The organism is Devosia alba (assembly GCF_039938915.1).
GTDB classification, from domain to species: Bacteria; Pseudomonadota; Alphaproteobacteria; order Rhizobiales; family Devosiaceae; genus Devosia; species Devosia alba.
Window position 1 is genome coordinate 94,305 of sequence record NZ_JBDUUI010000003.1, and the last position, 21,874, is coordinate 116,178.

26 protein-coding genes are annotated in these 21,874 nt (G+C 62.7%); 14 read left to right on the plus strand and 12 right to left on the minus strand.

Translation table 11 applies throughout. The features are described from left to right. Window positions 1-289 precede the first annotated feature (289 nt). From ABFY71_RS05575 to ABFY71_RS05625, 11 genes are all read left to right on the plus strand, one after another. The gene (locus ABFY71_RS05575) at window positions 290-1,363 is read left to right on the plus strand and encodes an acyltransferase family protein (RefSeq protein ID WP_347945049.1); all 1,074 of its coding nucleotides are present in this window, start codon (window positions 290-292) and stop codon (window positions 1,361-1,363) included. A gap of 114 nt (window positions 1,364-1,477) precedes the next feature. After that, window positions 1,478-2,146, plus strand: coding sequence for a phosphoribosylformylglycinamidine synthase subunit PurQ (gene purQ, locus ABFY71_RS05580; RefSeq protein WP_347945050.1), 669 nt, complete (start codon window positions 1,478-1,480; stop codon window positions 2,144-2,146). 74 nt (window positions 2,147-2,220) lie between these two features. Next, a complete protein-coding gene (locus ABFY71_RS05585) occupies window positions 2,221-2,829 on the plus strand; it encodes a DJ-1/PfpI family protein (protein ID WP_305579165.1) in 609 nt (202 codons plus the stop codon). Continuing rightward, complete coding sequence (gene purL, locus ABFY71_RS05590; RefSeq protein WP_347945051.1) at window positions 2,829-5,063, plus strand: phosphoribosylformylglycinamidine synthase subunit PurL; 2,235 nt, start codon at window positions 2,829-2,831, stop codon at window positions 5,061-5,063. Before ABFY71_RS05585 ends, purL begins: the two co-directional genes overlap by 1 nt. An 80-nt stretch (window positions 5,064-5,143) precedes the next feature. Next, window positions 5,144-5,737 carry a hypothetical protein gene (locus tag ABFY71_RS05595; protein ID WP_347945052.1) on the plus strand — a complete coding sequence of 198 codons (594 nt, stop codon included), beginning with the start codon at window positions 5,144-5,146 and terminating at the stop codon, window positions 5,735-5,737. 95 nt (window positions 5,738-5,832) lie between these two features. Beyond that, window positions 5,833-6,066 carry a BolA family transcriptional regulator gene (locus ABFY71_RS05600; protein WP_305579168.1) on the plus strand — a complete coding sequence of 78 codons (234 nt, stop codon included), beginning with the start codon at window positions 5,833-5,835 and terminating at the stop codon, window positions 6,064-6,066. Window positions 6,067-6,081: 15 nt separating this feature from the next. Next, complete coding sequence (locus ABFY71_RS05605) at window positions 6,082-6,396, plus strand: DUF6665 family protein (protein WP_305579169.1); 315 nt, start codon at window positions 6,082-6,084, stop codon at window positions 6,394-6,396. Beyond that, window positions 6,393-7,019 (plus strand): HAD family hydrolase, encoded by a 627-nt coding sequence (locus ABFY71_RS05610; protein ID WP_347945053.1) that lies wholly within the window; start codon window positions 6,393-6,395, stop codon window positions 7,017-7,019. The genes ABFY71_RS05605 and ABFY71_RS05610 overlap by 4 nt, the downstream gene beginning before the upstream one ends. Window positions 7,020-7,161: 142 nt before the next feature. Beyond that, window positions 7,162-7,497, plus strand: a complete 336-nt coding sequence (grxD, locus tag ABFY71_RS05615; protein ID WP_305579171.1) for a Grx4 family monothiol glutaredoxin — start codon at window positions 7,162-7,164, stop codon at window positions 7,495-7,497. Between the two features lie 159 nt (window positions 7,498-7,656). Further along, window positions 7,657-8,874, plus strand: a complete 1,218-nt coding sequence (locus tag ABFY71_RS05620; protein WP_347945054.1) for an MFS transporter — start codon at window positions 7,657-7,659, stop codon at window positions 8,872-8,874. Between the two features lie 126 nt (window positions 8,875-9,000). Then, a complete protein-coding gene (locus ABFY71_RS05625; protein ID WP_347945055.1) occupies window positions 9,001-10,260 on the plus strand; it encodes a multidrug effflux MFS transporter in 1,260 nt (419 codons plus the stop codon). Here ABFY71_RS05625 and ABFY71_RS05630 read toward each other — a convergent pair. The 5 genes from ABFY71_RS05630 to ttcA all read right to left on the minus strand — a co-directional run bounded on the left by ABFY71_RS05630 (window position 10,257) and on the right by ttcA (window position 13,405). Further along, complete coding sequence (locus ABFY71_RS05630) at window positions 10,257-10,886, minus strand: ATP-dependent Clp protease proteolytic subunit (protein ID WP_305579174.1); 630 nt, start codon at window positions 10,884-10,886, stop codon at window positions 10,257-10,259. The two genes, ABFY71_RS05625 and ABFY71_RS05630, sit on opposite strands and share 4 nt — an antisense overlap. Window positions 10,887-11,002: 116 nt before the next feature. Beyond that, the gene (locus ABFY71_RS05635) at window positions 11,003-11,344 is read right to left on the minus strand and encodes an SRPBCC domain-containing protein (protein WP_347945056.1); all 342 of its coding nucleotides are present in this window, start codon (window positions 11,342-11,344) and stop codon (window positions 11,003-11,005) included. Continuing rightward, complete coding sequence (locus ABFY71_RS05640; protein WP_347945057.1) at window positions 11,341-11,655, minus strand: ArsR/SmtB family transcription factor; 315 nt, start codon at window positions 11,653-11,655, stop codon at window positions 11,341-11,343. Before ABFY71_RS05640 ends, ABFY71_RS05635 begins: the two co-directional genes overlap by 4 nt. 65 nt (window positions 11,656-11,720) lie before the next feature. Then, on the minus strand, window positions 11,721-12,524 hold the full coding sequence (locus ABFY71_RS05645) for an inositol monophosphatase family protein (protein ID WP_347945325.1): 804 nt from the start codon (window positions 12,522-12,524) through the stop codon (window positions 11,721-11,723). Window positions 12,525-12,535: 11 nt separating this feature from the next. Then, window positions 12,536-13,405, minus strand: a complete 870-nt coding sequence (ttcA, locus tag ABFY71_RS05650; protein WP_347945326.1) for a tRNA 2-thiocytidine(32) synthetase TtcA — start codon at window positions 13,403-13,405, stop codon at window positions 12,536-12,538. Between the two features lie 178 nt (window positions 13,406-13,583). Between ttcA and sbmA the strand changes: the two genes are divergently transcribed. Further along, a complete protein-coding gene (gene sbmA / locus ABFY71_RS05655; protein ID WP_347945058.1) occupies window positions 13,584-14,885 on the plus strand; it encodes a peptide antibiotic transporter SbmA in 1,302 nt (433 codons plus the stop codon). 76 nt (window positions 14,886-14,961) lie between these two features. Here the strand turns inward: sbmA and rpsD are convergent, their stop codons facing one another. The 5 genes from rpsD to ABFY71_RS05680 all read right to left on the minus strand — a co-directional run bounded on the left by rpsD (window position 14,962) and on the right by ABFY71_RS05680 (window position 19,224). Then, window positions 14,962-15,579, minus strand: coding sequence for a 30S ribosomal protein S4 (gene rpsD, locus ABFY71_RS05660; RefSeq protein WP_305579180.1), 618 nt, complete (start codon window positions 15,577-15,579; stop codon window positions 14,962-14,964). Window positions 15,580-15,750: 171 nt separating this feature from the next. After that, entirely contained in the window at window positions 15,751-16,989 is a 1,239-nt protein-coding gene (locus ABFY71_RS05665; protein WP_347945059.1) for an MFS transporter, read from the minus strand. Between the two features lie 74 nt (window positions 16,990-17,063). Further along, entirely contained in the window at window positions 17,064-17,867 is an 804-nt protein-coding gene (locus ABFY71_RS05670) for an RNA methyltransferase (RefSeq protein ID WP_347945060.1), read from the minus strand. Between the two features lie 55 nt (window positions 17,868-17,922). Beyond that, window positions 17,923-18,516, minus strand: a complete 594-nt coding sequence (locus ABFY71_RS05675; protein WP_347945061.1) for a GNAT family N-acetyltransferase — start codon at window positions 18,514-18,516, stop codon at window positions 17,923-17,925. A 126-nt stretch (window positions 18,517-18,642) separates the two neighbouring features. Continuing rightward, window positions 18,643-19,224 carry a GNAT family N-acetyltransferase gene (locus tag ABFY71_RS05680; RefSeq protein WP_347945062.1) on the minus strand — a complete coding sequence of 194 codons (582 nt, stop codon included), beginning with the start codon at window positions 19,222-19,224 and terminating at the stop codon, window positions 18,643-18,645. Here ABFY71_RS05680 and ABFY71_RS05685 point away from each other — a divergent pair. Further along, window positions 19,223-19,765 (plus strand): GFA family protein, encoded by a 543-nt coding sequence (locus tag ABFY71_RS05685; protein ID WP_347945063.1) that lies wholly within the window; start codon window positions 19,223-19,225, stop codon window positions 19,763-19,765. The two genes, ABFY71_RS05680 and ABFY71_RS05685, sit on opposite strands and share 2 nt — an antisense overlap. After that, window positions 19,762-20,097, plus strand: coding sequence for a TfoX/Sxy family protein (locus ABFY71_RS05690; protein WP_347945064.1), 336 nt, complete (start codon window positions 19,762-19,764; stop codon window positions 20,095-20,097). Before ABFY71_RS05685 ends, ABFY71_RS05690 begins: the two co-directional genes overlap by 4 nt. A gap of 11 nt (window positions 20,098-20,108) precedes the next feature. Here the strand turns inward: ABFY71_RS05690 and fabF are convergent, their stop codons facing one another. Together fabF and ABFY71_RS05700 are read right to left on the minus strand one after the other, a co-directional pair. After that, window positions 20,109-21,389, minus strand: a complete 1,281-nt coding sequence (fabF, locus tag ABFY71_RS05695; RefSeq protein ID WP_305579187.1) for a beta-ketoacyl-ACP synthase II — start codon at window positions 21,387-21,389, stop codon at window positions 20,109-20,111. Next, the gene (locus ABFY71_RS05700) at window positions 21,383-21,829 is read right to left on the minus strand and encodes a MarR family winged helix-turn-helix transcriptional regulator (protein ID WP_347945065.1); all 447 of its coding nucleotides are present in this window, start codon (window positions 21,827-21,829) and stop codon (window positions 21,383-21,385) included. The genes fabF and ABFY71_RS05700 overlap by 7 nt, the downstream gene beginning before the upstream one ends. Window positions 21,830-21,874: the final 45 nt, after the last annotated feature.

The window sequence follows — 21,874 nt, forward strand, 5'->3', positions numbered from 1 at the left end:
TCTCGGTCATGTTTTTCGCCACCCTAGGCCTAATGTTCGCCGCCTACGCCTCGGTGCCGGTCTAACAGCTCTCCGCCGCCGACAGCCGCATCGCGGCGCGCACCAGGCCACAAACGCGCGCGTGCCCGGGCCGCAGCGGCACTGATCGCGTCCCGGCATCGGCTTGATGGTGCGCAGGCGTTAGCAAACTGCTTACCAGTCAAATAGCTAGCTTGCGCCTGCTGGCCGCTGTTTACCCGCTGGCGTTGCTCCTCCCGCTAATATGCCCGGCATCAGCGGAGTGTGGACAATGACAGCCGACAACAAGCGTCTCGACTGGGTGGACATGGCCAAGGGCCTGTCCATCATTCTGGTGGTGATGATGTATGCCGCCGCCAGCGTTGGCGAGGACACCGGTCGCGTCGGCGCCTTCCACTGGGCAATCGCCTTTGCCACCCCGTTCCGAATGCCCGAATTTTTCCTGATTTCTGGCCTGTTCCTGTCGCAGGTGATCGATCGCCCATGGCGCGCCTTTGCCGACCGTCGGGTGGTCCACTACCTCTATTTCTATGGCCTGTGGGCGCTCATCCACATCGTCTTCAAGGTTGGCCTGCTGGCCACCGATCCGCTGGGTGCCGTCGAGCAACTCGCCTGGGCCTTGATCCAGCCCTATGGCGTACTGTGGTTCATCTACATGCTGGCCGTGGTCAGCGCCGCCACCAGGATGCTGCACAGCCTGCGCGCGCCCGTCTGGGCCGTCTTCGCCGTGGGCGCCGTTCTGCAAATGGCCGCGATCCACACCGGCAGCTACGCCATTGACCAGTTCGCCGCCTATTTTGTGTTCTTTTACGCCGGCTTCGTGCTCGCGCCCCAGCTGTTCCGCCTCACCGACTGGGCCACCAGCAATATCGCACTGACCCTGGTCGGCCTGGCGGTCTGGCTGATTGTTCACACCGCGCTGGTGTTCTCCCCCGGCTTTGCCATCGATCCTGTCCACCCGGTCATGGGCCTGGCCGGCCTGCCCGGCGTGCATCTGATCTTGGCGCTGCTCGGCACCGCCGCCCTCTGCGTCATTGCCGCCCTGCTCACCCGCCTGCCCATGATGGATTGGCTGCGCTGGATGGGTAGCCAGTCCCTGATCGTCTATGTCGCCTTCGTGCTGCCCATGGGCATTGCCCGCACCCTGCTGATCAAGCTCGGTCTTGTCGAACCCACGCTCTTGACCTTCCTGACCATGGCCGTGGCGATCATTTCCCCGCTCGTGCTGCTCTGGCTGGTGCAGCGTACCGGCTTCGGCAGGTTCCTGTTCGAGCGTCCCGCCTGGGCCCACCTGCCCGGCACCGCACGACGGCGCGAGCAGGGACAGGCCAACCCGGCCGAGTAGCGGCGCCGTGGCGCTGGCGAGGCTCGGGCCGCGATATCCCATCACGGCCCTTGCCTTTTCCGCCAAGACTCACCAAAAGAGCCTCGCAACTCCTGACATAGCGAGGAATAGCCGATGAAAGCCGCTGTCATCGTCTTCCCTGGACTCAATCGTGACCGCGACATGATCGCGGCGTTGACCAAGGTATCGGGCACCGCCCCGGCCATAGTCTGGCACCAGGATACCGAACTGCCCGATGTCGACCTGATCGTCATCCCCGGCGGCTTTTCCTATGGCGATTATCTGCGCTGTGGCGCCATCGCCGCCCGCTCGCCGATCATGGATCAAGTCCGCGCCCGCGCCGAGCAGGGCACCAAGGTGCTGGGCGTCTGCAATGGCTTCCAGATCCTGATCGAAGCCGGTCTGCTGCCCGGCGCGCTGATGCGCAACACCTCGCTCAAATTCGTCTGCCGCGAGGTCAAGCTCGAGGTCATCAATGCCGACACCGACTTCACCCGCGGCTACACAAAGGGCCAGATTATTCGCTGCCCCGTGGCCCATCATGACGGCAATTATTTTGCCGACGCCGAGACGCTCAAGCGTCTCGAGGGTGAAGACCTGGTGGCCTTCCGCTACGCCGAAGGCACCAATCCCAATGGCTCGCTGCACGACATTGCCGGCATTCTCAACGCGCGCAAGAACGTGCTCGGCCTGATGCCACACCCCGAAAACCTCATTGAGGCCGCCAATGGCGGCACTGATGGCCGGGCTCTGTTTACCGGCCTGCTCGGCCAGGCCGCCTGAAATGCAGCGCACCCGCCCTCTGTCGGGTATGCTGCACGCCATCTTCCCCCTGCCCCTTTTCTGGAGGGACCACCATGCCTGAAACCGCCGCTCACGCGAGCATTGCCATTCTGGTTTTTGATGGCGTTGAAGAGCTGGATTTTGTCGGTCCCTGGGAAGTGTTTTCCATGGCCAAACAGCTCGGTGCACCACTCGATGTGTTCACTGTTGGCTGGCCCGATACGGCCATCACCTGCGCCAAGGGCCTCAAGATCACCGCCGACCATGCCTTTGCCGACAAGCCCCGCGCCGATGTCGTTCTGGTTCCCGGCGGCAAGGGCACCCGCCAGCTGGCCCAGGACGATGTCTTCAACGCCGAATTGCGCAGTTATCTGGCGCAGGCCAAATGGCAGACCTCGGTGTGCACCGGGTCCGCGCTGCTGGCGCGCGCCGGTTTCCTCGAAGGGCGCCAGGCCACCACCAATCGCAGCGCGCTGGACTTTCTGCGCGCCCATGCGCCGCACACCTATATTCTCGACCAGCGTTTCGTGCATGACGGCAATATCGTCACCAGCGCCGGTGTCTCAGCCGGCATCGACATGACCCTGTGGCTGGTGGGGCATCTGTTCGGCGAAGACATGGCCCGCTCCACCCAGACCCACATGGAATATTTTCCAGAGCCGCCCTACGGAAACCCAGCCTGATGACCAACCCCAATGACATCGTGATTACCCCTGAACTCGTTGCCGACCATGGCCTCAAGCCCGACGAGTACCAGAAGATTCTCGATCTGATCGGGCGCACGCCAACCTATACCGAGCTGGGCATCTTCTCGGCGATGTGGAACGAGCACTGCTCCTATAAATCCTCCAAGAAGTGGCTGAAGACCCTGCCGACCACCGGCCCCCGGGTCATTCAGGGCCCGGGCGAAAACGCCGGCGTCGTTGATATCGGCGATGGCCAGGCCGTGATCTTCAAGATGGAATCGCACAACCATCCGAGCTTCATCGAGCCCTATCAGGGCGCCGGCACCGGCATGGGCGGCATTCTGCGCGACGTCTTCACCATGGGCGCGCGCCCGGTCGCCGCGATGAACGCGCTGCGCTTTGGCGCCGTCGACCATGAAAAGACCCAGCACCTGGTTTCCGGCGTCGTGGCGGGCATTGGTGGTTATGCCAATGCCTTTGGTGTGCCCACGGTGGGCGGCGAAGTCGAATTCGACGCCAGCTATAACGGCAATATTCTGGTCAATGCCTTCGCGGCGGGCCTGGCCGATACCGACAGCATCTTCCTGTCCGAAGCCAAGGGCGTTGGCCTGCCAGTGGTCTATCTCGGCGCCAAGACCGGCCGCGACGGCGTCGGTGGCGCTACCATGGCCTCGGCCGAATTCGGCGACGACATCGAGGAAAAGCGCCCCACGGTCCAGGTTGGCGACCCCTTCACCGAAAAGCGCCTGCTCGAGGCGTGCCTTGAGCTGATGGCCACCGGCGCCGTCATCGCCATTCAGGACATGGGCGCTGCCGGGCTGACCTGCTCGGCCGTCGAAATGGGTGCCAAGGGCAATCTCGGCGTCGAACTGGACCTCGACATGGTGCCGGTGCGCGAAACCAACATGACCGCCTATGAGATGATGCTCTCGGAATCCCAGGAGCGCATGCTCATGGTCCTGCATCCCGACAAGGAAGCCGTGGCCCGCGCGGTCTTTGTCAAATGGGAGCTCGATTTTGCCACCGTCGGCAAGACCACCGACGATTTGCGCTTCCGCGTGCTGTGGCAGGGCGATGAAGTTGCCAATCTGCCGATCAAGGATCTGGGCGACCAGGCCCCCGAATATGACCGCCCTTGGACCCCGGCTGCCCCCGCCCCCGCACTGGCTGCCAGCGACGTGCCGCAGATGGATGTGGCCGACGCCTTGCTCAAGCTGGTCGGTGGCCACCAGTGCGCCTCGCGCCGCTGGGTCTATGAGCAGTACGACACCATGATCCAGGGCAATTCCGTGCAGCGTCCCGGCGGCGATGCCGGCGTCATCCGCGTCGATGGTCACCCCACCAAGGGGCTGGCCTTCACCTCGGACGTCACCCCGCGCTATTGCCAGGCCGATCCCTATGAGGGCGGCAAGCAGGCCGTCGCCGAGGCCTGGCGCAATCTGACCGCGACCGGCGCCGAGCCGCTGGCCGCCACCGACAATCTCAATTTCGGCAATCCCGAACGCCCCGAAATCATGAGCCAGCTGGTTCATGCCATCAAGGGCATTGGCGAGGCCTGCCTGGCGCTCGATTTCCCCATCGTCTCGGGCAATGTCAGCCTCTACAACGAGACCAACGGCCAGGGCATCCTGCCCACCCCCACCATTGGTGGCGTCGGCCTGCTGCCCGACTGGACCGGCATGGCCTCTATCGCCTTTGCCGCCGAGAACCAGGCCATCCTGCTGGTCGGATCGCCCGACAAGCGCGGCACCCATCTCGGCCAGTCCATCTACCTGCGCGATTTGTTCGATCGCCGCGATGGCTCGGCGCCACCGGTTGATCTCGCCCATGAGCGCCGCACCGGCGATTTCGTGCGCCAGCTGATCCGCTCCGGCGTCGTCACTGCCTGTCACGACCTGTCCGATGGCGGCCTGGGCGTCGCCCTGGCCGAAATGGCCGTGGCTTCGGGCATCGGCGCACAGATTGTTGATCTGGAGGGCCAGGATCCCGTCCTGCAGTATTTTGGCGAGGATCAGGGCCGCTACCTGGTTACCGTCAATCTCGACCCGCAGGGCGATGCCATGCTGGCGCTCTGGGACCAGGCCCGGCAACTGGGCGTTTTCTGCCCCTGGATCGGCACCACCGGCGGCACGGCGCTGACGCTGGGCGCCGCCCGCCCCGTGCCGGTCGCCGACCTCAAGGCCGCCCATGAGGGTTGGTTTCCCGGCTTTATGGCAGGCGCCGCAGCCTAATCGACGGACTGCCTTATGATCGCCGCTCTTTGGGGTGTTTTGAACCCTCAAGGGCGGCGTCGTTTCTTTTGGAGAGCTCAATGAACATTCGACCGGCTACTGTCTGCGTGACCGCCCTGATCATGGCGCTGGGCACCCATGCTGCCGTCGCGCAGGACATCAGCGTGACGCATTCGGTGCTGCCCGATCAGTCCTACACCCTGATCTATCCCGCCACGATGCAGGCCTCCGGCGGCGTCGACAAGCCGCTGACCATCAATCATGCCGATGCGCCCCTGCAGTGCACCATGAGCTACGTGCCCGTGGAGCAGACCGACTGGACGCCCGAGGGGGCCCTGGACTCGCTGGATGTGGCTGAACTGGAAGCAGGCTGGCGCGCCACCTTCCCCGGCTTCGTGCTGGGCACCACCGGCACCACCGCCTACCAGAGTGATCCGGCGCTGATCTATGAGGGCACCAGCACCGATTCGCCCATGGGTATGCCGCTCACCATCGTGCACACCGAAACCGTCGCCAACGGGCTCGGCTACACGCTCGATTGCCTGTTCGACACGACGCAGGCCGAACAGGCCCGCCCGATTGTCAATTTCATCATTGCCAATTTCTCCACCAGCGCCGACGCCGAATGCTGCGTTGCCGTGCCGCCCTCGCCCGAACCAGCCGCGGCACAATAGCGCCTTTGCTGCCCGTTGTATTGCTGCCGCCCCTGCCGTGGCCTATCCTGCGCTGAATCGGTCACTCGACCGTGGTTTACCCAAGGAGTTGTGTCATGGCGATGGATGGCAGCGAAATCGAACGCCGGATCAAGGCGGCCATTCCGGATGCCAAGGTTGAAATCCGCGATCTGGCCGGCGATGGCGATCACTGGGCCGCCACGGTGGTTTCCGAATCCTTCCGCGGCAAGTCCCGCGTGCAGCAGCACAAGCTCGTCTACGATGCCCTGCAGGGCGACATGGGCGGCGCCCTGCACGCCCTGGCGCTGCAGACCAACGTACCGGACTAGCGTTAGGCCGGCCCGGTGTCACTGCGCGACTCGCTCGATCTGGTCCGCATGGTCAAACCCGAGGCTGGCACCACCGCCCTCGACCATGAAATCATGGCCGAACGCGCTTCCTCACTCGGCGCCGCCGAACACAAGGTCATCGCCGCCATTGCGGCGCTGACCAGCGCGCCGGGCGATTTGCAGGCCCTGCAGCAGGCCCGCAGCGCCGTCTGGGCCTATTTCGTGCAGCGCGAACTGATCGGCTTCCGTCGTCATACGGACGTGATTCAGAGCCTGAGCATTCCACCCCAAGTCCTTGCCGGCCTTGGCGCAATGGAAACCCGCCCATGACCCGCGCCGTATTCTTCGACGTCGATGGCGTGCTGGTACATGGCTATCACGCCCGCCCGGAACTGCAGCGACACTGGGACGCCCAACTCCTGCAAGACCTCGGCATCGATCGCGAGCGGTTCCGCAATGAATTTATCTTCGACATCTTCATCAAGAAGGTCGTCGTCGGCGAGATGTCGCTGGTTGAGGCTCTCGATCGCCGCCTGCCCTCCTTGGGCTATAGAGGCTCGCCCATGGCCTTCGTCAACTATTGGCTCAGCCATGACAGCGATCTGAACCAGCCGCTGCTCGACATCGTCCGCCAGCTCAGGGCACGCGATGACCTCAGGCTCTACATTGCCACCAACCAGGACCACATGCGGGCGCTCTGGCTTTGGCAGACGCTGGGACTTGGCGAACTCTTCGAGGACATCTTCTATTCCGCCCGCGCTGGCGTCCGAAAACCGGAGCCGGGCTTTTTCGATTTTATCGAACACCGCATCGGCCCGCAGACCGAACCACCGCTATTCTTCGATGACACCCCCAAAGTCATCGACGGCGCCCGCCGCGCCGGCTGGGAGGCCGTGCTGTTCACCACCGTTGAGGATGTCACCACCCACCCCTGGATTGCCGCGCGGCTCTAGCCAGTCCGCGTCATAGCGCTTTTGTGACGCACCCCGACTTGATCGGCGATTGCCGATGGCCCCCTCGACAGCGCCACGCCAAGCTCCTATTTGTGGTCTAACAATTTTCTGGCCCGCCCTTGGCTCACGAAAGGCTGCTGCAATGACCGATATTAACGCTTTCATCGATGAAAAGGTGAAGAACAACGACGTCTTCCTGTTCATGAAGGGGTCGCCGGACTTTCCGCAATGCGGCTTTTCCGGCCAGGTCGTCCAGATTCTGGGCTATCTCGGCGTCACCTATGACAGCGCCAACGTGCTCGACAGCGCCGAACTGCGCGACGGCATCAAGGCCTATACCAATTGGCCAACCATCCCCCAGCTCTATGTGAAGGGCGAATTCGTCGGCGGCGCCGACATCGTCCGCGAAATGTTCCAGGCCGGTGAATTGCAGGCCCACATGGAAGCCGCTGGCATCCCGGTCAAGCAGACCGCCTGATCACCATTGCTTAAATCGATCAAGCGCCGGACCCTGGGGTTCGGCGTTTTTCTTTGCGCACTGCCCATCACCAAAGCTGATAACGCCCATTCTGTTTTGTCGCTTTGCCCAATCACGGCGCCGGCGTAAAAGCTGAGTCTTACTCAGAGAACGCGCGCCATGAACTCGTCCGCCCTCCGCCCAGTGGTTCCCCTGCTCGTGCTGATCATCGCCGGCTGTGCCGTGGCGGCCATCGGCAATGGCGTGCGCACCAGCTTCGGCCTGTTCACCCTGCCCATGACGGCAGATCTGAACCTGTCGCGCGAAGGCTGGGGCATGGCCATGGCCATCCAGAACCTGGCCTGGGGCATCGCGCAGCCCTTTGCCGGCGCCTATGCCGATCGCGTCGGCACCGGTCGTACCATCGCCGTCGGTGCCGCGATCTACGCCCTCGGTGTGCTGCTGATGATCGTGTCACCCACCGCCGGCGTGCTGGCCGTCACTGCCGGCATCATCACCGGCGTTGGCATCGCCATTTCCTCGTTCAGCGTGGTAATGGCAGCCTTTGGTCGCGCCGTGCCACCGGAAAAGCGCTCGCTGATCTTCGGCGTCGCCACGGCGGCCTCCTCCTTCGGTCAGTTTGCCTTTGCCCCCATCAGCCAGGGCTTCATCAACGCCTTTGGCTGGCAGTCGGCCCTGCTCTATCTGGGCATGGCGCTGCTGCTGATCATCCCCCTTAGCTATGCCCTGCGCGGCCGCACCGAAAATCCCGTCGGTCAAGCCGACCTGCCATTCATGCAAACCCTGTCCCAGGCCTGGGGTCACGGCTCCTACCGCCTCCTGGTCGTGGGTTTTTTCGTCTGTGGCTTCCATTTGGCCTTCATCAATGTGCACATGCCCGCCTATTTGGTGCAGTGCGGCCTGTCGCCATCGGTGGGTAGCTGGACCATTGCCGTGATCGGCCTGTTCAATATTGTCGGCTCGCTGCTCTCGGGCTATCTCGGCGGTCGCCTGCCCAAGCAATTGCTGCTGGCCGCCATTTACTTCCTGCGCGCCGTTGCCATTGGCCTGTTCCTGATCTTCCCGGTCAGCGAACTCACCGCCTATACCTTCGCCGCTGCCATGGGCGTGCTCTGGCTGTCCACCGTGCCGCTGACGGCCGGGCTGGTGGCCATGTTCTTTGGCGCCCGCTATCTCGGCATGCTCTATGGCATCGCCTTTTTCAGCCACCAGCTCGGCTCATTTGTCGGCGTCTGGCTCGGCGGCTACGTCTTTGATGTGACCGGATCCTACAGTCTGGTCTGGTATCTGGGCATCATGCTCGGCCTCGCCTCGGCGGCGGTGCACCTGCCCATCAATGAGCGCGCAGCGCCCAGCTTTTCGCTCCAGCCCGCTTGAGAAATACTGCGCCAGGCAACCATCGTTTTTCGACGATGTAGCCTTGCCAAATCCCGCCAGCAGGTTCATGGTCCGCCCTCAATTCCAGCGCCGGCATTTCTGCGGCGGCTTTTCTGAGACTCTTTCATGACCAATCATTTCACGCGGGTTCTCTCGCGCCCCGAATTCATTGCCCTGATGGCGGCATTGATGGCCCTCAATGCGCTGGCCATTGATGTCATGCTGCCGGCTCTGCCCTATATGGGCGAGGCCCTGGGCGTCACCAGCGAGAACGAGCGGCAGTTCGTCATCACCGCCTTCATGATCGGCATGGGCACGGCCCAACTGGTGTTCGGCCCGCTCAGCGACCGTTTCGGCCGCCGGGCTCCCTTGCTGGTGGGCATGGGCATCTATGTCATTGCCGCCTTCATCGCGGTCTTCGCCCCCAATTTCACCACGCTGCTGGTTCTGCGCTTCATCCAGGGTCTCGGCGCCGCCAGCGTGCGCGTCATTGTCACCTCCGCCGTGCGCGACCGCTATGCCGGCCGCGAGATGGCTGAGGTCATGTCATTGACCTTCATGGTCTTCATGGCTGTCCCCATCATCGCGCCTGGCATCGGTCAGGTGCTGCTGCTGACCGGCCCCTGGCAGACCATCTTCATTTTCATGGCGCTTCTGGCCTCCGCCTCCTGGCTGTGGACCTTCTTCCGGCTGCCCGAAACCCTGCCTCTGGACAAGCGTCGCCCACTGACCTTCAAGGGGATCATCGAGGGCTTCCGCATTGTCTTCACCAATCGCATGGCCATTTCCTATGGCCTGGCCGGCACCTTCCTGTTTGGCGCCCTGTTCGGCTTCATCAGCTCGTCCCAGCAGATCTATGTCGACATCTACGGCCTGGGCGAATATTTCCCCGTCGCCTTCGCCGCCATGGCGGGCCTGATGTCAGTCTCCTCATTCACCAATTCGCGCATTGTTCGGCGCTACGGCATGCGCCGCCTGTCGCATGGTGCCATGCTGTGCTTCACCGGTTTCAGCATCGTCTGGCTCGGCTTTGCCCTGGTCGGCTTCCTGCCGCTATGGCTGTTCTTCTCCCTGCTGGCGGTGATCATGTTCAGCTTCGGCTGGGCCGCCTCGAACATGAACTCGCTGTCCATGGAGCCGCTTGGCGCCGTTGCCGGTTCGGCATCGGCCGTATTCGGCTTCATCCAGACTGTCGGCGGTGCGGTGATTGGCGGCTATATCGGCCAGTTGTTCAACAACACCACCATCCCCGTGGCCGTCGGCTACGCCGGCATGGGTATTCTGTCGCTGATCTTCATCCTGATCGCCGAAAACGGCCGCCTGTTCGGTGTCGGCGAGCAATATGCCCAGGACGACGAAGCACCCGCGCTCGGCAGCGCACACTAACCAGCATCGGGGCGTGACAACGCCTCGATGTCTCCACGGTCGCGATAGACGTGGTCCACCAGCCCCCAGTCGCGGGCCTGCTCGGGCGTCATGAAATTGTCGCGTTCCAGCGCGGCTTCCACCTCTTCATAAGTGCGCCCGCAATGCTTGGCATAAAGCCCGTGCATGCGCCGTTTCAGCCGCTCGCTTTCTGCTGCGTGCAGCATGATATCGGTGACCTTGCCCTGAAAGCCCCCGCTCGGCTGATGCAGCATGATCGAGGCATTGGGCAGGCAAACCCGGCTCCCCGGCTCACCGGCCATCAGCAGGAACGAGCCCGCCGACATTGCCATGCCCATGCACAGCGTGCCCACCGGCGCCTTGATGAACTGCATGGTGTCATACATGGCCAGCGCCGCCGTCACGGCCCCGCCGGGAGAATTGATGTAGAGCGAGATTTCCTTGCCGGGATTTTCGGACTCCAGAAACAGCAGCTGCGCGCAGATCAGAGCCGCCATATTGTCCTCGATCTCGCCATTGAGAAAGATGATCCGCTCACGCAACAGCCGCGAGTAGATATCAAATGATCGCTCCCCGCGGCTCGATTGTTCCACCACCATAGGGACGAGTTGCATCATGTCGCGCATCGGCGAGCTCCTGTTGGTTGATTTGTTGGTCGATTTCTCGGTCATCACCCTCCCCCTTGCGGGGAGGGTCAGGGAGGGGGGCGGTACCGTCGCGGGGTTGGGCAGCCTTCGGCGCGCTAGGCCGCCAGCATCATCGGCCCGGCCTGATTGCCATTGGCCGCCGCCGGCACCGCTAGGGGTACATGCGTCAGCCTGAACCAGGTGCCGCCATCCAGGGTCGGAGTCAGCTCGAAGGTAACCAGGCTATCCCCGCTGCTGAGCGCCGCGCCCTGCCCGCCCTCGCGCCAGCGATAGGTCAGGCTCTTGTTTTCGTCGACCCGGACCAGCGCCAGCTCGACATCCTCGGCTGGCTGCAGCCAACGCGCCAGATATTCCGGGATGGTCAGCGCCCGCCAGACCTGTTCCGGCGGCGCGTCCAGACTGCACTCAAAGACCAGCTCATCCACGTCTGACGTCATTGATCCATCTCCTTGAGCAGGTCTTTGAGATTGTCGATCCGGCTGGGCCAGAAGGCACGATAGCGGGCAATCCACGCGTGCAGCGGCGCCAACCCGTCCGGCGCCACGCGGTAATGGGCAAAGCGCCCCTCGCGGCGCTCGCTGATCAGCCCGGCCCCGCGCAACACCGCCAGATGCTGGCTCATCGCCGGTTGGCTGATGGCAAAACCCTCGCGCAATTGCGTGGCCGTCAACTCGTCGCCGGCCAGCCGCTCCAGCACGGCGCGCCGGGTCGGATCAGCCAGAACCTTGAAAATATCGGTATCGCTCATGGGTTCACATAAGCACAGACTTATGTGATTCCGCAAGACCCTTCCTGCGGCGCCGACAGACCTGCCTAGAAGCTGAAGACTTCGCGCCGCAATTCGTCCCAGCTGTCGCGGTCAATGCTGACCAGAAGCCCGCCATCGACATGGTGCGACAGATAGGGCTGGCCATCGAGCCGCGCGGCATAACCACCGGCCTCCTGGCTCATCAAAACTCCGCCCAGATGGTCCCATGGCATCAGCTTGTTCCAGCAGCTGAACTGCGAATGGCCCGATACCAGCGTGCGATACTCATGCCCGGCACAGCGGAAATTGGAGACAACACGCACCTTTGCCAGATTGGCCAGCACCTGGGCGCGGTTGTTGACCGGCAGATACGACACTGACGCACAGCCCACCATCTCGGCCAGCGGCAGCGGCGCGGCAACCGACAGCCGCACCGCTTCCCCATCGGGCCGGCGCAACCAGGCGCCCGAGCCCTTCTCGGCCATCATCCAGTCATCGCCCATCGGATCGTAGATGATCCCGGCAACGGTTTCGCCCTTCGACACCACCGCCGCCATGGTGGCAAACAGCGGCAGCCCGGCGGCGTAATTGGCCGTACCGTCAATCGGATCGATCACCACGGCCAGTTCGGCATCCGCCAGCCGCCCGAGTAGCGCCGGATCGGCCGCCACCGATTCCTCGCCGACAAACAGCGCCGCGGGCATGAACCGCGCCATCGCGATCTTGATCGCCTCTTCGGTCGCCACATCCGCTTCGGTGACCAGGTCGATGGCTTCGCTCTTGGTCGTCACCATGGAGGCATCCAGCCGCCGGAAGCGCGGCAGGGCCTCGGCCCGGGCGGCGTCACGCAGGATATTGGCCAGTGCCATCACGTCAAAGTTCAAGATGCGGTCCTCTTGTCAAACAACGCATTGAAATCAAACAGCTTGGTATCGAGCATGTGGCTGGCATTGATATTGCCCATCGCCCGGATCATCACATCCTTGCGGCCGGGCATGCGTTTTTCGATATCGGCGAGCATGGCCTTCATCGCATTGCGCTCCAGCCCGTCCTGGCTGCCGCACAGATCACAGGGGATGATCGGAAACGCCATCGCGTCGGAGAACCGCTGCAGATCCTCTTCGCCACAATAGATCAGCGGTCGCAGCACCTCGATATCGCCCTCATCATTGAGCAGCCGTGGCGGCATCGCCGCCAGCTTGCCACCATGAAACAGGTTCATGAAAAAGGTTTCGAGACTGTCATCGCGGTGATGCCCCAGCACCAGCGCGGTGCAGCCCTCCTCGCGCGCGATGCGATAGAGATTGCCGCGCCGCAGCCGGCTGCACAGCGAGCAATAGGTCGCCCCGGGCGGCAGCTTGCTGGTGACGATCGAATAGGTGTCCTTGTATTCGATGCGGTGCGCCACCCCGATCCTGGTGAGGAATTCGGGCAGGATATGCTTGGGGAAATTCGGCTGTCCCTGATCGAGATTGCACACCAGCAGTTCCACCGGCAGCAGGCCGCGCCACTTCAGATCCAGCAGCAGCGCCAGCAACCCGTAGCTGTCCTTGCCGCCCGACAGCGCCACCAGCCATTTTTCGCCCGCCCGCACCATGGCGAATTTTTCCAGCGCCTCGCGCGTCTGCCGGATCAACCGCTTGCGCAGCTTGTTGAACTCCACCGAGCGCGGCGCATGCGCATAGATCGGATGCGCGCCCGAATCGGTTTCATCGGTCGCATCGATCAGCGGCGCTGCAGCAGCGCGCATCATGCCCTCACTCATATGAAACTCTCTTTTTATACCGCTCCCGCTGATAGCGCCCCGACGCGCAAAGGGGAAGGGTCCGTGCAGGCGGCCAACCTTACCAAAGCTTAACTTCTTCGGCTTGTGCTAATCCAATTGCCACGGCTAGATAGCCCATCTTTGGACACCCAGGAGTCACGCGGTGTTTCGCTCATTCTTTCCCAATCCTCGTTTGTTTTTTACCGCCGCCCTGTGCTGGGTCGCGCTGGTTATGGTGGCCTGGTACACCGTCGGACCACAGCTCCAGTCCGGGCTCAGTCTGGGCCCCTGGCTGGGTATCGCACCTAGCGAAGCCGACCCGGCGCCGTTTTTTTCGCCCGACAAGGTGTGGCTCTATCAGTACGTGCTGTTCAGCGGCTACCTGTTCTGCGTTCCCTGGTACTGGATCGGCGGCAATCGCCGCTGGTACTGGTGGTCAGTTGTGGGCAGTGTCACCATTATCGAGGTGGTGTATTTCAATGTTCAGATCAGCGCCTGGCTCAATGACTGGTACGGCTCGTTCTACAACCTGATCCAATCCGCCCTGACCACCCCCGGCACAGTGACGCTTGATCAGTTCCTGGGTGAGATCTGGACGGTCGCTTACGTATTGATCCCCAACATCACGGTGCTGGTGCTCAATGCCTTCTTCATTGCCCATTTCCTGTTCCGCTGGCGCCGGGCAATGAGCTTCTTCTATCTCAGCCACTGGCAGCACCTGCGCCACATCGAAGGCGCCTCCCAGCGTGTCCAGGAAGATACCCAGCGTTTTGCCAACATCGTTGAGGGCTTGGCTGTGTCGCTGGTGGCGTCGGTGATGACGCTGATTGTCTTCCTGCCCCTGCTCTGGGAACTGTCCAGCAATATTACCGAATTGCCATTCTTCGGCGCGGTCAATGGCAGTCTGGTCTGGGTCGCCCTGGTGTCGTCGGCCTTCGGTACTGTGCTTCTGGCGGCGGTCGGCTGGAAGCTGCCCGGACTTGAGTTCGAAAACCAGAAGGTCGAAGCCGCTTTCCGCAAGGAACTGGTCTATGGCGAGGACAGTGGTGAGCGTGCTGAACCGGTGACCCTGCGGCAGTTGTTCATCAACATGCAAACCAACTACTTTCGGCTGTACCGGCACTATCTCTATTTCAACATCGCCCGATACGCCTATCTGCAGGGCTCCAATTTCGTCCCACTGATCGCCATGGGACCCTCCATCGTTGCCGGCGCGCTGACGCTCGGCCTGTTCCAGCAGGTCAGCAATGCCTTCGGCCAGGTCGAGGACTCGTTCAAATTCCTCGCCAGTTCCTGGACCACGATCATCTCGCTAATTTCCGTGTTCAAGCGTCTGCGGGCCTTCGAGAACAATATCCCGCCTGACGCCATTGCCGCCAATGACTATGACGACCCGATCTTCCTGCAGTCTCTGGCCGAAGTCCCGACCAGCGACGACCTTCCCCGTCAGCCGGCCCAGTTCTAGAACTGGCCAATATGGCACAAACAAAAGGGCCGCTCCCTGAGGAGCGGCCCTTTCCAATTCTGGAATTCTGCGTCGCTTAGCGCGAGTAGAATTCGACGACCAGGTTTGGTTCCATCTGCACCGGATAAGGCACATCCGACAGCGCGGGAACGCGCACGAAGGTCGCGGTCATCTTGTTGTGGTCGACATCGACATAATCAGGCACATCGCGTTCGGCCAGCTGGGTGGCTTCGATCAGCACGGTGAGCTGCTTGGAGCGGTCACGCACTTCGATCTTGTCGCCGATCTGAACCTGGTAGGACGGAATGTTGACGCGCTTGCCGTTGACCAGGATGTGGCCATGCGACACGAACTGGCGCGCAGCAAACACGGTCGGCACGAACTTGGCGCGATACACGACCGCGTCCAGACGGCGCTCGAGCAGGCCGATCAGGTTCTCGCCGGTGTCGCCCTTGACGCGGGCAGCTTCGGTGTAGAGGCGCTTGAACGCCTTTTCCGTGACCGAACCATAATAGCCCTTCAGCTTCTGCTTGGCGCGGAGCTGCAGACCGTAGTCCGAGAGCTTGCCCTTGCGGCGCTGACCATGCTGGCCGGGGCCATAGGCACGGGCGTTGAGCGGGGACTTCGGACGACCCCAGATGTTTTCGCCAAGACGGCGATCAATTTTGTACTTGGCTGAATGACGCTTCGACATCGCGTATCCTTCTAATAGTTGAATGGATCGCGCCCTCCTCTGTCACCCTCGCGAGTGACCGACAGACCCCAATTATGTTAGGAGATCCCGGGTGCGCCTAAGGACCTTGCGGTCTCTATAGGTGCGCGGGTGATAGACTCGGGATGGTCTGGAGTCAAGCCGGACGGGGCTTTAGGCCATTTTCTTGTCCAGCGTGCGCTGATTGCGCAGCCCGGGAAACGCCCGGCTCCAGATCACGGCAATGGCAATGGCGCCAAACCCGCCCACCACCACTGCCGCGACCGGCCCGATGAAATGTGCCACAGTCCCCGCCCGAAACTCGCCCAGCTCGTTGGAGGCCCCGACAAACACCGAATTGACGGCATTGACGCGGCCACGCACCGCCTCGGGTGTCCACAACTGCATGATGGTCTCGCGAATGGTGACGCTCACCATATCGGCGGCGCCCACCAGCACCAGCGCCGGAATGGAAATCCACACCGTGGTCGACAATCCGAACGCCACGGTGAACACGCCGAAAAGGCCGACAAACAGGAACAACACCTTGCCCGCATTGTCGCGGATCGGGAAGCGCGTCAGATACAATGCCGTCACGATCGCGCCAATTCCCGGCGCCGCTCGCAGCGCGCCCAGTTCCTGCGGCCCGGCATGCAGGATATCCTTCACATAGACCGGCAGCAGCGCCACCGCCCCGCCCATCAGCACGGCAAACATGTCCAGCGAAATGGCGCCCAGCACCACCTTGTTGGAGAATATATAGCGAAAGCCCGCCAGCATGGTGTCCAGGCTCGTCGCCTGCTGCGACTCGCGCCGCGCCGGCCTGGGGATCAACAGCACACAGACCATCGCCACCAGCAGCAGCGCCCCTGCGCTACCAAACGCCACCATCGGCGCTACGCCATACAGCAGCCCGCCAGCCGCCGGCCCCATGATGGAGGCAAATTGCCAGGCGGACGCATTGACCGTAATGGCATTGGACAATGCCTGTGGCGGCACCAGATTGGGCGCCAATGACTGCGCCGCCGGGCCCCAGAACGCCCGCGCCGTCCCCAGCACGATCAAAATGCCGAAAATCGGCCAGACTTCGTGCGCCTCGGCATTGACCAGAGCCAGAAACCCCAGCGCGCAGAGCAGTTCCACCCCCAGGCATACCGCCATGATACCGCGGCGGTTGAACCGGTCCGCAGTCAGCCCGGTGACCAGGATCAGCACCAGCGCCGGCAGGAACAGCGATAGTCCCACCAGGCCCAGCAGCAGCACATTGCCGGTCACATCATAGATCTGCCAGGCGATCGATACCGACATGATCTGCACGGCAAAGCTGACCAGCAGCGTTGTCAGCCAGAAAAACCGGAAGCCGACATAGCTGAAGGCAATATGGGACCGGTCAGATGGGGCTAGTGTGCTCATGGCGCGGAATGTGCACGGCGCGCGCCTGCCGTCAAAGCCCAAAAAACCGGAAAGCCGTTCGCCGCCAGCAATTCTCAGTCTGTCTTGGGTGCCGGCTTCAACCGTTTGGGGTTTGGCCGCTGGTGGCGCCGGTCAATCGAGGAGATTACCCCGCGCAGCGTGCGGATTTCCTGCGACGAGAAATTGCCCCGCGTCAGCGCCGTGCGCAGATTGTCGATCACCGTTGGCCGTTTATCGGGCGAGGTGAAGAACCCGCTCTCGTCCAGCGTCCCCTCCAACTGCTCGAACAGCCCGACCAGTTCGCTGCGTGGCGCAACCTCGTGCAGCAGGCTGCCAAACGGCAGCGTCTCGGCCTGCCCCGATTGACGCCGCCACTCGTAGGCCAGGATCAACACGGCCTGGGCAATGTTCAGCGAGGCAAAGGCGGGCTCGACCGGCAGGGTGACGATCATGTCGGCCAGCGCCACCTCCTCGTTGAGCAGGCCCCACTTCTCGCGGCCAAACAGCAGCCCGGCCTTCTGCCCGCCGCCAATATGGCTGGCCATCCGTCTGCCGGCTTCGTCGGGGCCGATGACGTCCTTCTGGATGCCGCGCATCCGCGCCGTGGTGGCGTAGACCAGCGTCAGATCCTTGACCGCTTCCTCAAGGGTCTCGAACACCGTGGCATTGTTCATCACATGGTCGGCCTTCTTGGCCGCGGCAATTGCCTTCTCGTTGGGCCAGCCATCGCGCGGCCGCACCAGACGCAGCTCCCACAGCCCGAAATTGGCCATGGCCCGCGCCGCCGTGCCGATATTTTCGCCCAGCTGGGGTTCACACAGGATCACCACCGGCGACGGCTGCAGCTCGATTTTGATGGAGGAGTTCGTTCCGGCCATGGCGCCCAATCCTTTAGATCAGGCGCACATAGCTCGTTTTACCGCCCCGACGCAATCAGGCGACGCGGTGGCGCGGCGGCAGGTCCTCGACCTTGCTCGAGCGCTGCCATTCGCGATCAAGAATGGCGAAATGCAGTTCTTCGTCCCACTCGCCCTGAAACAGCGCATGCTCGCGATAATGCGCTTCCAGCCGCAATCCCATCTGCTGCAGCAGCTTGATGGAATTGTGGTTGCGGCCGTCGCAGCGCGCCATCAGCCGGTGGATGCGATAATGCCCGAACGCCAGGTCAAACAGCGCCGTCAGCGCCTCACGAACAAAACCACTCCCCGAGTGCACCGGATTGATCAGAAACCGAAACTCGCCCTGCCCGGCGGTGCAATCGGTCCAGTGCAGCGAAACATGGCCCAGCAGTTTCTCGTCATCCTTGCGGATCATGGCCAGGGTCAGCGTATCACCGGGGCGTTGCAGGCTGATCTGGCCGCGCATGTTGCCGAGCGCGCCAGCCACCTCATCACGGTCGCGCGTCCGTCCCAGCGTATAGCGCTGCATGGCCGGCAGGACGTGATACTCACACAGGGCCGACAGGTCGGACCGTTCAAAACGACGCAGAACCAGGCGATCGGTATCGATAGGCAATGCTGGTGACATGGCGCTGCTCCCTGGATGGACTGACATGGTCGTCATCTGTGTTTTCAGGACAACGTCAACCTGCGGCGCCGGTTCCGGACGGACGGTGGAATAACTTGCTCCTCACCACCCCCTGCTGGCGAACAATCATCCGGCGTTGGAGACCTCACGCCGGCTGTGCCATTCCTGCCAGAGAATGGCATAGACAAACTCCTCATCCCATTGGTTCTTGAACAGGGCATGCTCGCGAAAATGTGCCTCGCGCCGCATCCCCAGCCGATCCATCAAGCGCCAGGACGCAATATTGCGAACGTCGCAGCGCGCCGCGATCCGATGCATGTCGCCCGGGCCAAATCCCAGATCGAGCAGGGCATTGGCCGCTTCGGTGGCGTAGCCGTGCCCCTGATAGGCGGGGTCAAAGATCCAGCCAATTTCGCCCTGCCGCGCGTCCACATTGCGCCAGATCAGTGACACTTCGCCGATCAGTGCCCCGCTGCTCGCCAGTTCGACGCCGAGCACCACCTTGTCGCCCTCGCCCTCCAGGGCAATCTGGCCAATGCGCTGCTGCACCGCCAGGGCACATTCCTCCCGGCTGAGCGGCCCGTCAAACAGGTAAAGCGCCACATCCTCGCGCCGCCGATAGGCAAATACCGCATCGACATCGCCCCGCGTGAAAGGCCGCAATCGCAAGCGTTCGGTCTGCAATGGATAGTTCGGATAGAGCGCCATGCCGTCCCTCGTGGCCGGACCCACTGTTGCCCCAGCCACGGCCAAAGGCAAGAACCTGCCGCTTGCCCGCCTGCCCGGCGCGTGTCAGCCTTGTCCCATGAGCAATTCCGGTCGCCCCAGCATCGACATCTCCGCCCCCTGCGCGTGCGGTGCCATCACCATGGCCATCAACGGCCCCGTGGTGTCGATGTTCATGTGCTCATGTCTTGATTGCCAGCGCGCCACCGGCACCGGCCACGCCACCGTGGCGCTGACGCCCTTGGCCGCCCTGACCGTCACCGGCGCGCCAAAATCCTTTGCCCGGCCAAGCGATTCCGGCGCAGTTTTCACCCGCCACTTCTGTTCGGAATGCGGCACGCCACTCTATGGCCAGTCCTCGCGCGCGCCCGACATTCGCATGATTGCGGTCGGCTTTTTTGCCGGCAACAATAGTTGGTACCAGCCCAATCAACTGATCTTTGCGCGCAGCCAGCAGGCCTGGGACCTGATTGCCGATCACCTGCCCCGGCACACCACCTATCGGGTGGAGAGCCCGCCATGAGCATGGCCTCGCAAGAACTGGCCGACCGTATCCGCCTGCAACTGGCCGGCGACCCTCATATCGGCGAGCGCAGGATGTTTGGCGGCGTCGTCTTCATGTGGCACGGCAATATGCTGGTGGGTCCGCTCAAGGATGGGAGCCTGCTGGTGCGCTGCGGCAAGCCCGCCTATGCAGCAACGCTGCAATTGCCCGGCGCCAGCCCGATGAGTTTTACAGACCGTACCATGTCGGGCTTCGTAATGGTCGCGGGCGATGCCATTGAAGACGATGATCGCCTTGCTCAATGGATCGCCATCGCCCGCGCCTTTGTGAGCACCTTGCCGCCCAAATAGGCGGTCAGCGACTAGATCTTGCCGAACACCAGTGCAGCGTTGACCCCGCCAAAGCCGAACGAGTTCGACAGCACATAATCAACGCTTTTGGCTTTGGCCACGTTGGGCACCAGGTCAAACTTGTCGGCTTCCTCTTCCGGATCCGTCAGGTTGATTGTGGGGGGCAACAGGCCCGCGCGCAGCGCCTGCACCGACACCACCGCCTCAAACGCGCCGGCGGCGCCCAGCATATGGCCGGTGGCGGACTTGGTCGACGATACCGCCAGATCCTTGCCACGTCCGGTGAACACGGCCGACAGGCCGGCGATCTCTGCGGCGTCACCCACGGCGGTCGATGTGGCATGCGCATTCACATAGCCGATTTGCGACTGATCAATCCCCGCCATGGTCAGCGCGTTGCGCATCGCCACCTGCGCACCGGCGCCATCAGGCGAACCCGACGTCAGGTGATAGGCGTCAGCCGAGGTGCCATAGCCGGCCAGAATGGCCAGCGGCGTCGCGCCGCGCGCCTTGGCGTGGCTCAGCTTTTCGATCACGAGCACAGCCGAGCCTTCCGCCAGCACAAAGCCGTCATGGCCCTTGTCGAATGGCCGCGATGCCTCTTGCGGCCGATCATTGAACGAGGTGGCCAGCGCGCGCGAGGCGGCAAACCCGCCTACCGAGATCGGATCGACCGAGCCCTCGGCCCCGCCAACCACCGCCACTTCGGCTTCCCCGGTCATGATCAGCCGCATGCCATCGCCAATGGCCTGGGCCGAAGCGGCACACGCCGTTACCGGCGTGCCGATCGGGCCACGGAAACTGTGCAGGATCGACAACCAGCCCGCCGCCAGATTGGCCAGGAACGAGGGAATGGTGAACGGCGACAGCCGGCGCGCGCCCTTGGTGTTGATGATTTCCACAGCCCGGCCCATCACGGGCGAACCACCAACGCCCGACCCGATAATGGTCGCCGTGGCCTGCTGATCCTGCAGCGTGGTGGGGTGCCAATTGGCCTGCTCAAGCGCCTCATGCGCCGCACCGATGGCATACTGAATGAACAGATCCATCTTCTTGATCTCTTTGCCGTCAATGAAGTCAGCCGGATCAAAGCCATTGGGATCGTTTGCCTTGCTCGGCACCAGCCCGGCAATGCTTGAACCAAAGCCGGTGGTATCGAAGCGATCGTTCTGCACAATGCCGCTGCGGCCAGCAGTCAGTCGGCTCCACATGGTCGGCACGCCAACGCCCAACGGGCTAACCACACCCATGCCGGTGACAACGATAGGATCCGACGGATCTGGCTTCAGCATGCAATCTCTCCTGTTTTGGTTCTTGAGCGCCCGGCTTTCGCGGGATCCTGTTGCAGTCGCGCCAATTGCTGCAAAGCGGCAATGACGGTCGAAAATTCCGGATCGTTCAACGCGGAACGTAGTTGTGCCTGCTGTTCGCGCCACTCGGGAATTGCCGCGGCAATCACCTGTCGCCCCGCTTCGCTCACCGCACAGACTCGGCCATTACCACGTTTTGCTGCAGTTGTGCTCACCAACCCGTTGCGCTCGAGCAGGGTGAGGTTGCGCGACAGGGTGCTGCGATCCATCGCCAGCGCGCTGGCCATCTGTGTCACCGACCGCCCGGGGTGATCGCACAGCCAGGTCAAAATGCTGAACTGCGCCGCCGTGATGCCGTGCTGCCGCAGGCGGCGATCCGCCAACCGCGTCACCGCGCGCGCCGCCATGCGGGCATTGAGCACCAGGCAAAGATCGAACTCGCTCCTCATTTTTGATCAGGTAGTCGT

Excerpts from the sequence above, each read along its gene's own strand:
- ABFY71_RS05575 (WP_347945049.1), top strand. The coding sequence starts at position 290 with ATGACAGCCGACAACAAGCGTCTCGACTGGGTGGACATGGCCAAGGGC.
- purQ (WP_347945050.1), top strand. The coding sequence starts at position 1,478 with ATGAAAGCCGCTGTCATCGTCTTCCCTGGACTCAATCGTGACCGCGAC.
- ABFY71_RS05585 (WP_305579165.1), top strand. The coding sequence starts at position 2,221 with ATGCCTGAAACCGCCGCTCACGCGAGCATTGCCATTCTGGTTTTTGAT.
- purL (WP_347945051.1), top strand. The coding sequence starts at position 2,829 with ATGACCAACCCCAATGACATCGTGATTACCCCTGAACTCGTTGCCGAC.
- ABFY71_RS05595 (WP_347945052.1), top strand. The coding sequence starts at position 5,144 with ATGAACATTCGACCGGCTACTGTCTGCGTGACCGCCCTGATCATGGCG.
- ABFY71_RS05600 (WP_305579168.1), top strand. The coding sequence starts at position 5,833 with ATGGCGATGGATGGCAGCGAAATCGAACGCCGGATCAAGGCGGCCATT.
- ABFY71_RS05610 (WP_347945053.1), top strand. The coding sequence starts at position 6,393 with ATGACCCGCGCCGTATTCTTCGACGTCGATGGCGTGCTGGTACATGGC.
- grxD (WP_305579171.1), top strand. The coding sequence starts at position 7,162 with ATGACCGATATTAACGCTTTCATCGATGAAAAGGTGAAGAACAACGAC.
- ABFY71_RS05620 (WP_347945054.1), top strand. The coding sequence starts at position 7,657 with ATGAACTCGTCCGCCCTCCGCCCAGTGGTTCCCCTGCTCGTGCTGATC.
- ABFY71_RS05625 (WP_347945055.1), top strand. The coding sequence starts at position 9,001 with ATGACCAATCATTTCACGCGGGTTCTCTCGCGCCCCGAATTCATTGCC.
- ABFY71_RS05630 (WP_305579174.1), bottom strand. The coding sequence starts at position 10,886 with ATGCGCGACATGATGCAACTCGTCCCTATGGTGGTGGAACAATCGAGC.
- ABFY71_RS05635 (WP_347945056.1), bottom strand. The coding sequence starts at position 11,344 with ATGACGTCAGACGTGGATGAGCTGGTCTTTGAGTGCAGTCTGGACGCG.
- ABFY71_RS05640 (WP_347945057.1), bottom strand. The coding sequence starts at position 11,655 with ATGAGCGATACCGATATTTTCAAGGTTCTGGCTGATCCGACCCGGCGC.
- ABFY71_RS05645 (WP_347945325.1), bottom strand. The coding sequence starts at position 12,524 with ATGGCACTGGCCAATATCCTGCGTGACGCCGCCCGGGCCGAGGCCCTG.
- ttcA (WP_347945326.1), bottom strand. The coding sequence starts at position 13,405 with ATGCGCGCTGCTGCAGCGCCGCTGATCGATGCGACCGATGAAACCGAT.
- rpsD (WP_305579180.1), bottom strand. The coding sequence starts at position 15,579 with ATGTCGAAGCGTCATTCAGCCAAGTACAAAATTGATCGCCGTCTTGGC.
- ABFY71_RS05665 (WP_347945059.1), bottom strand. The coding sequence starts at position 16,989 with ATGAGCACACTAGCCCCATCTGACCGGTCCCATATTGCCTTCAGCTAT.
- ABFY71_RS05670 (WP_347945060.1), bottom strand. The coding sequence starts at position 17,867 with ATGGCCGGAACGAACTCCTCCATCAAAATCGAGCTGCAGCCGTCGCCG.
- ABFY71_RS05675 (WP_347945061.1), bottom strand. The coding sequence starts at position 18,516 with ATGTCACCAGCATTGCCTATCGATACCGATCGCCTGGTTCTGCGTCGT.
- ABFY71_RS05685 (WP_347945063.1), top strand. The coding sequence starts at position 19,223 with ATGCCGTCCCTCGTGGCCGGACCCACTGTTGCCCCAGCCACGGCCAAA.
- ABFY71_RS05680 (WP_347945062.1), bottom strand. The coding sequence starts at position 19,224 with ATGGCGCTCTATCCGAACTATCCATTGCAGACCGAACGCTTGCGATTG.
- ABFY71_RS05690 (WP_347945064.1), top strand. The coding sequence starts at position 19,762 with ATGAGCATGGCCTCGCAAGAACTGGCCGACCGTATCCGCCTGCAACTG.
- fabF (WP_305579187.1), bottom strand. The coding sequence starts at position 21,389 with ATGCTGAAGCCAGATCCGTCGGATCCTATCGTTGTCACCGGCATGGGT.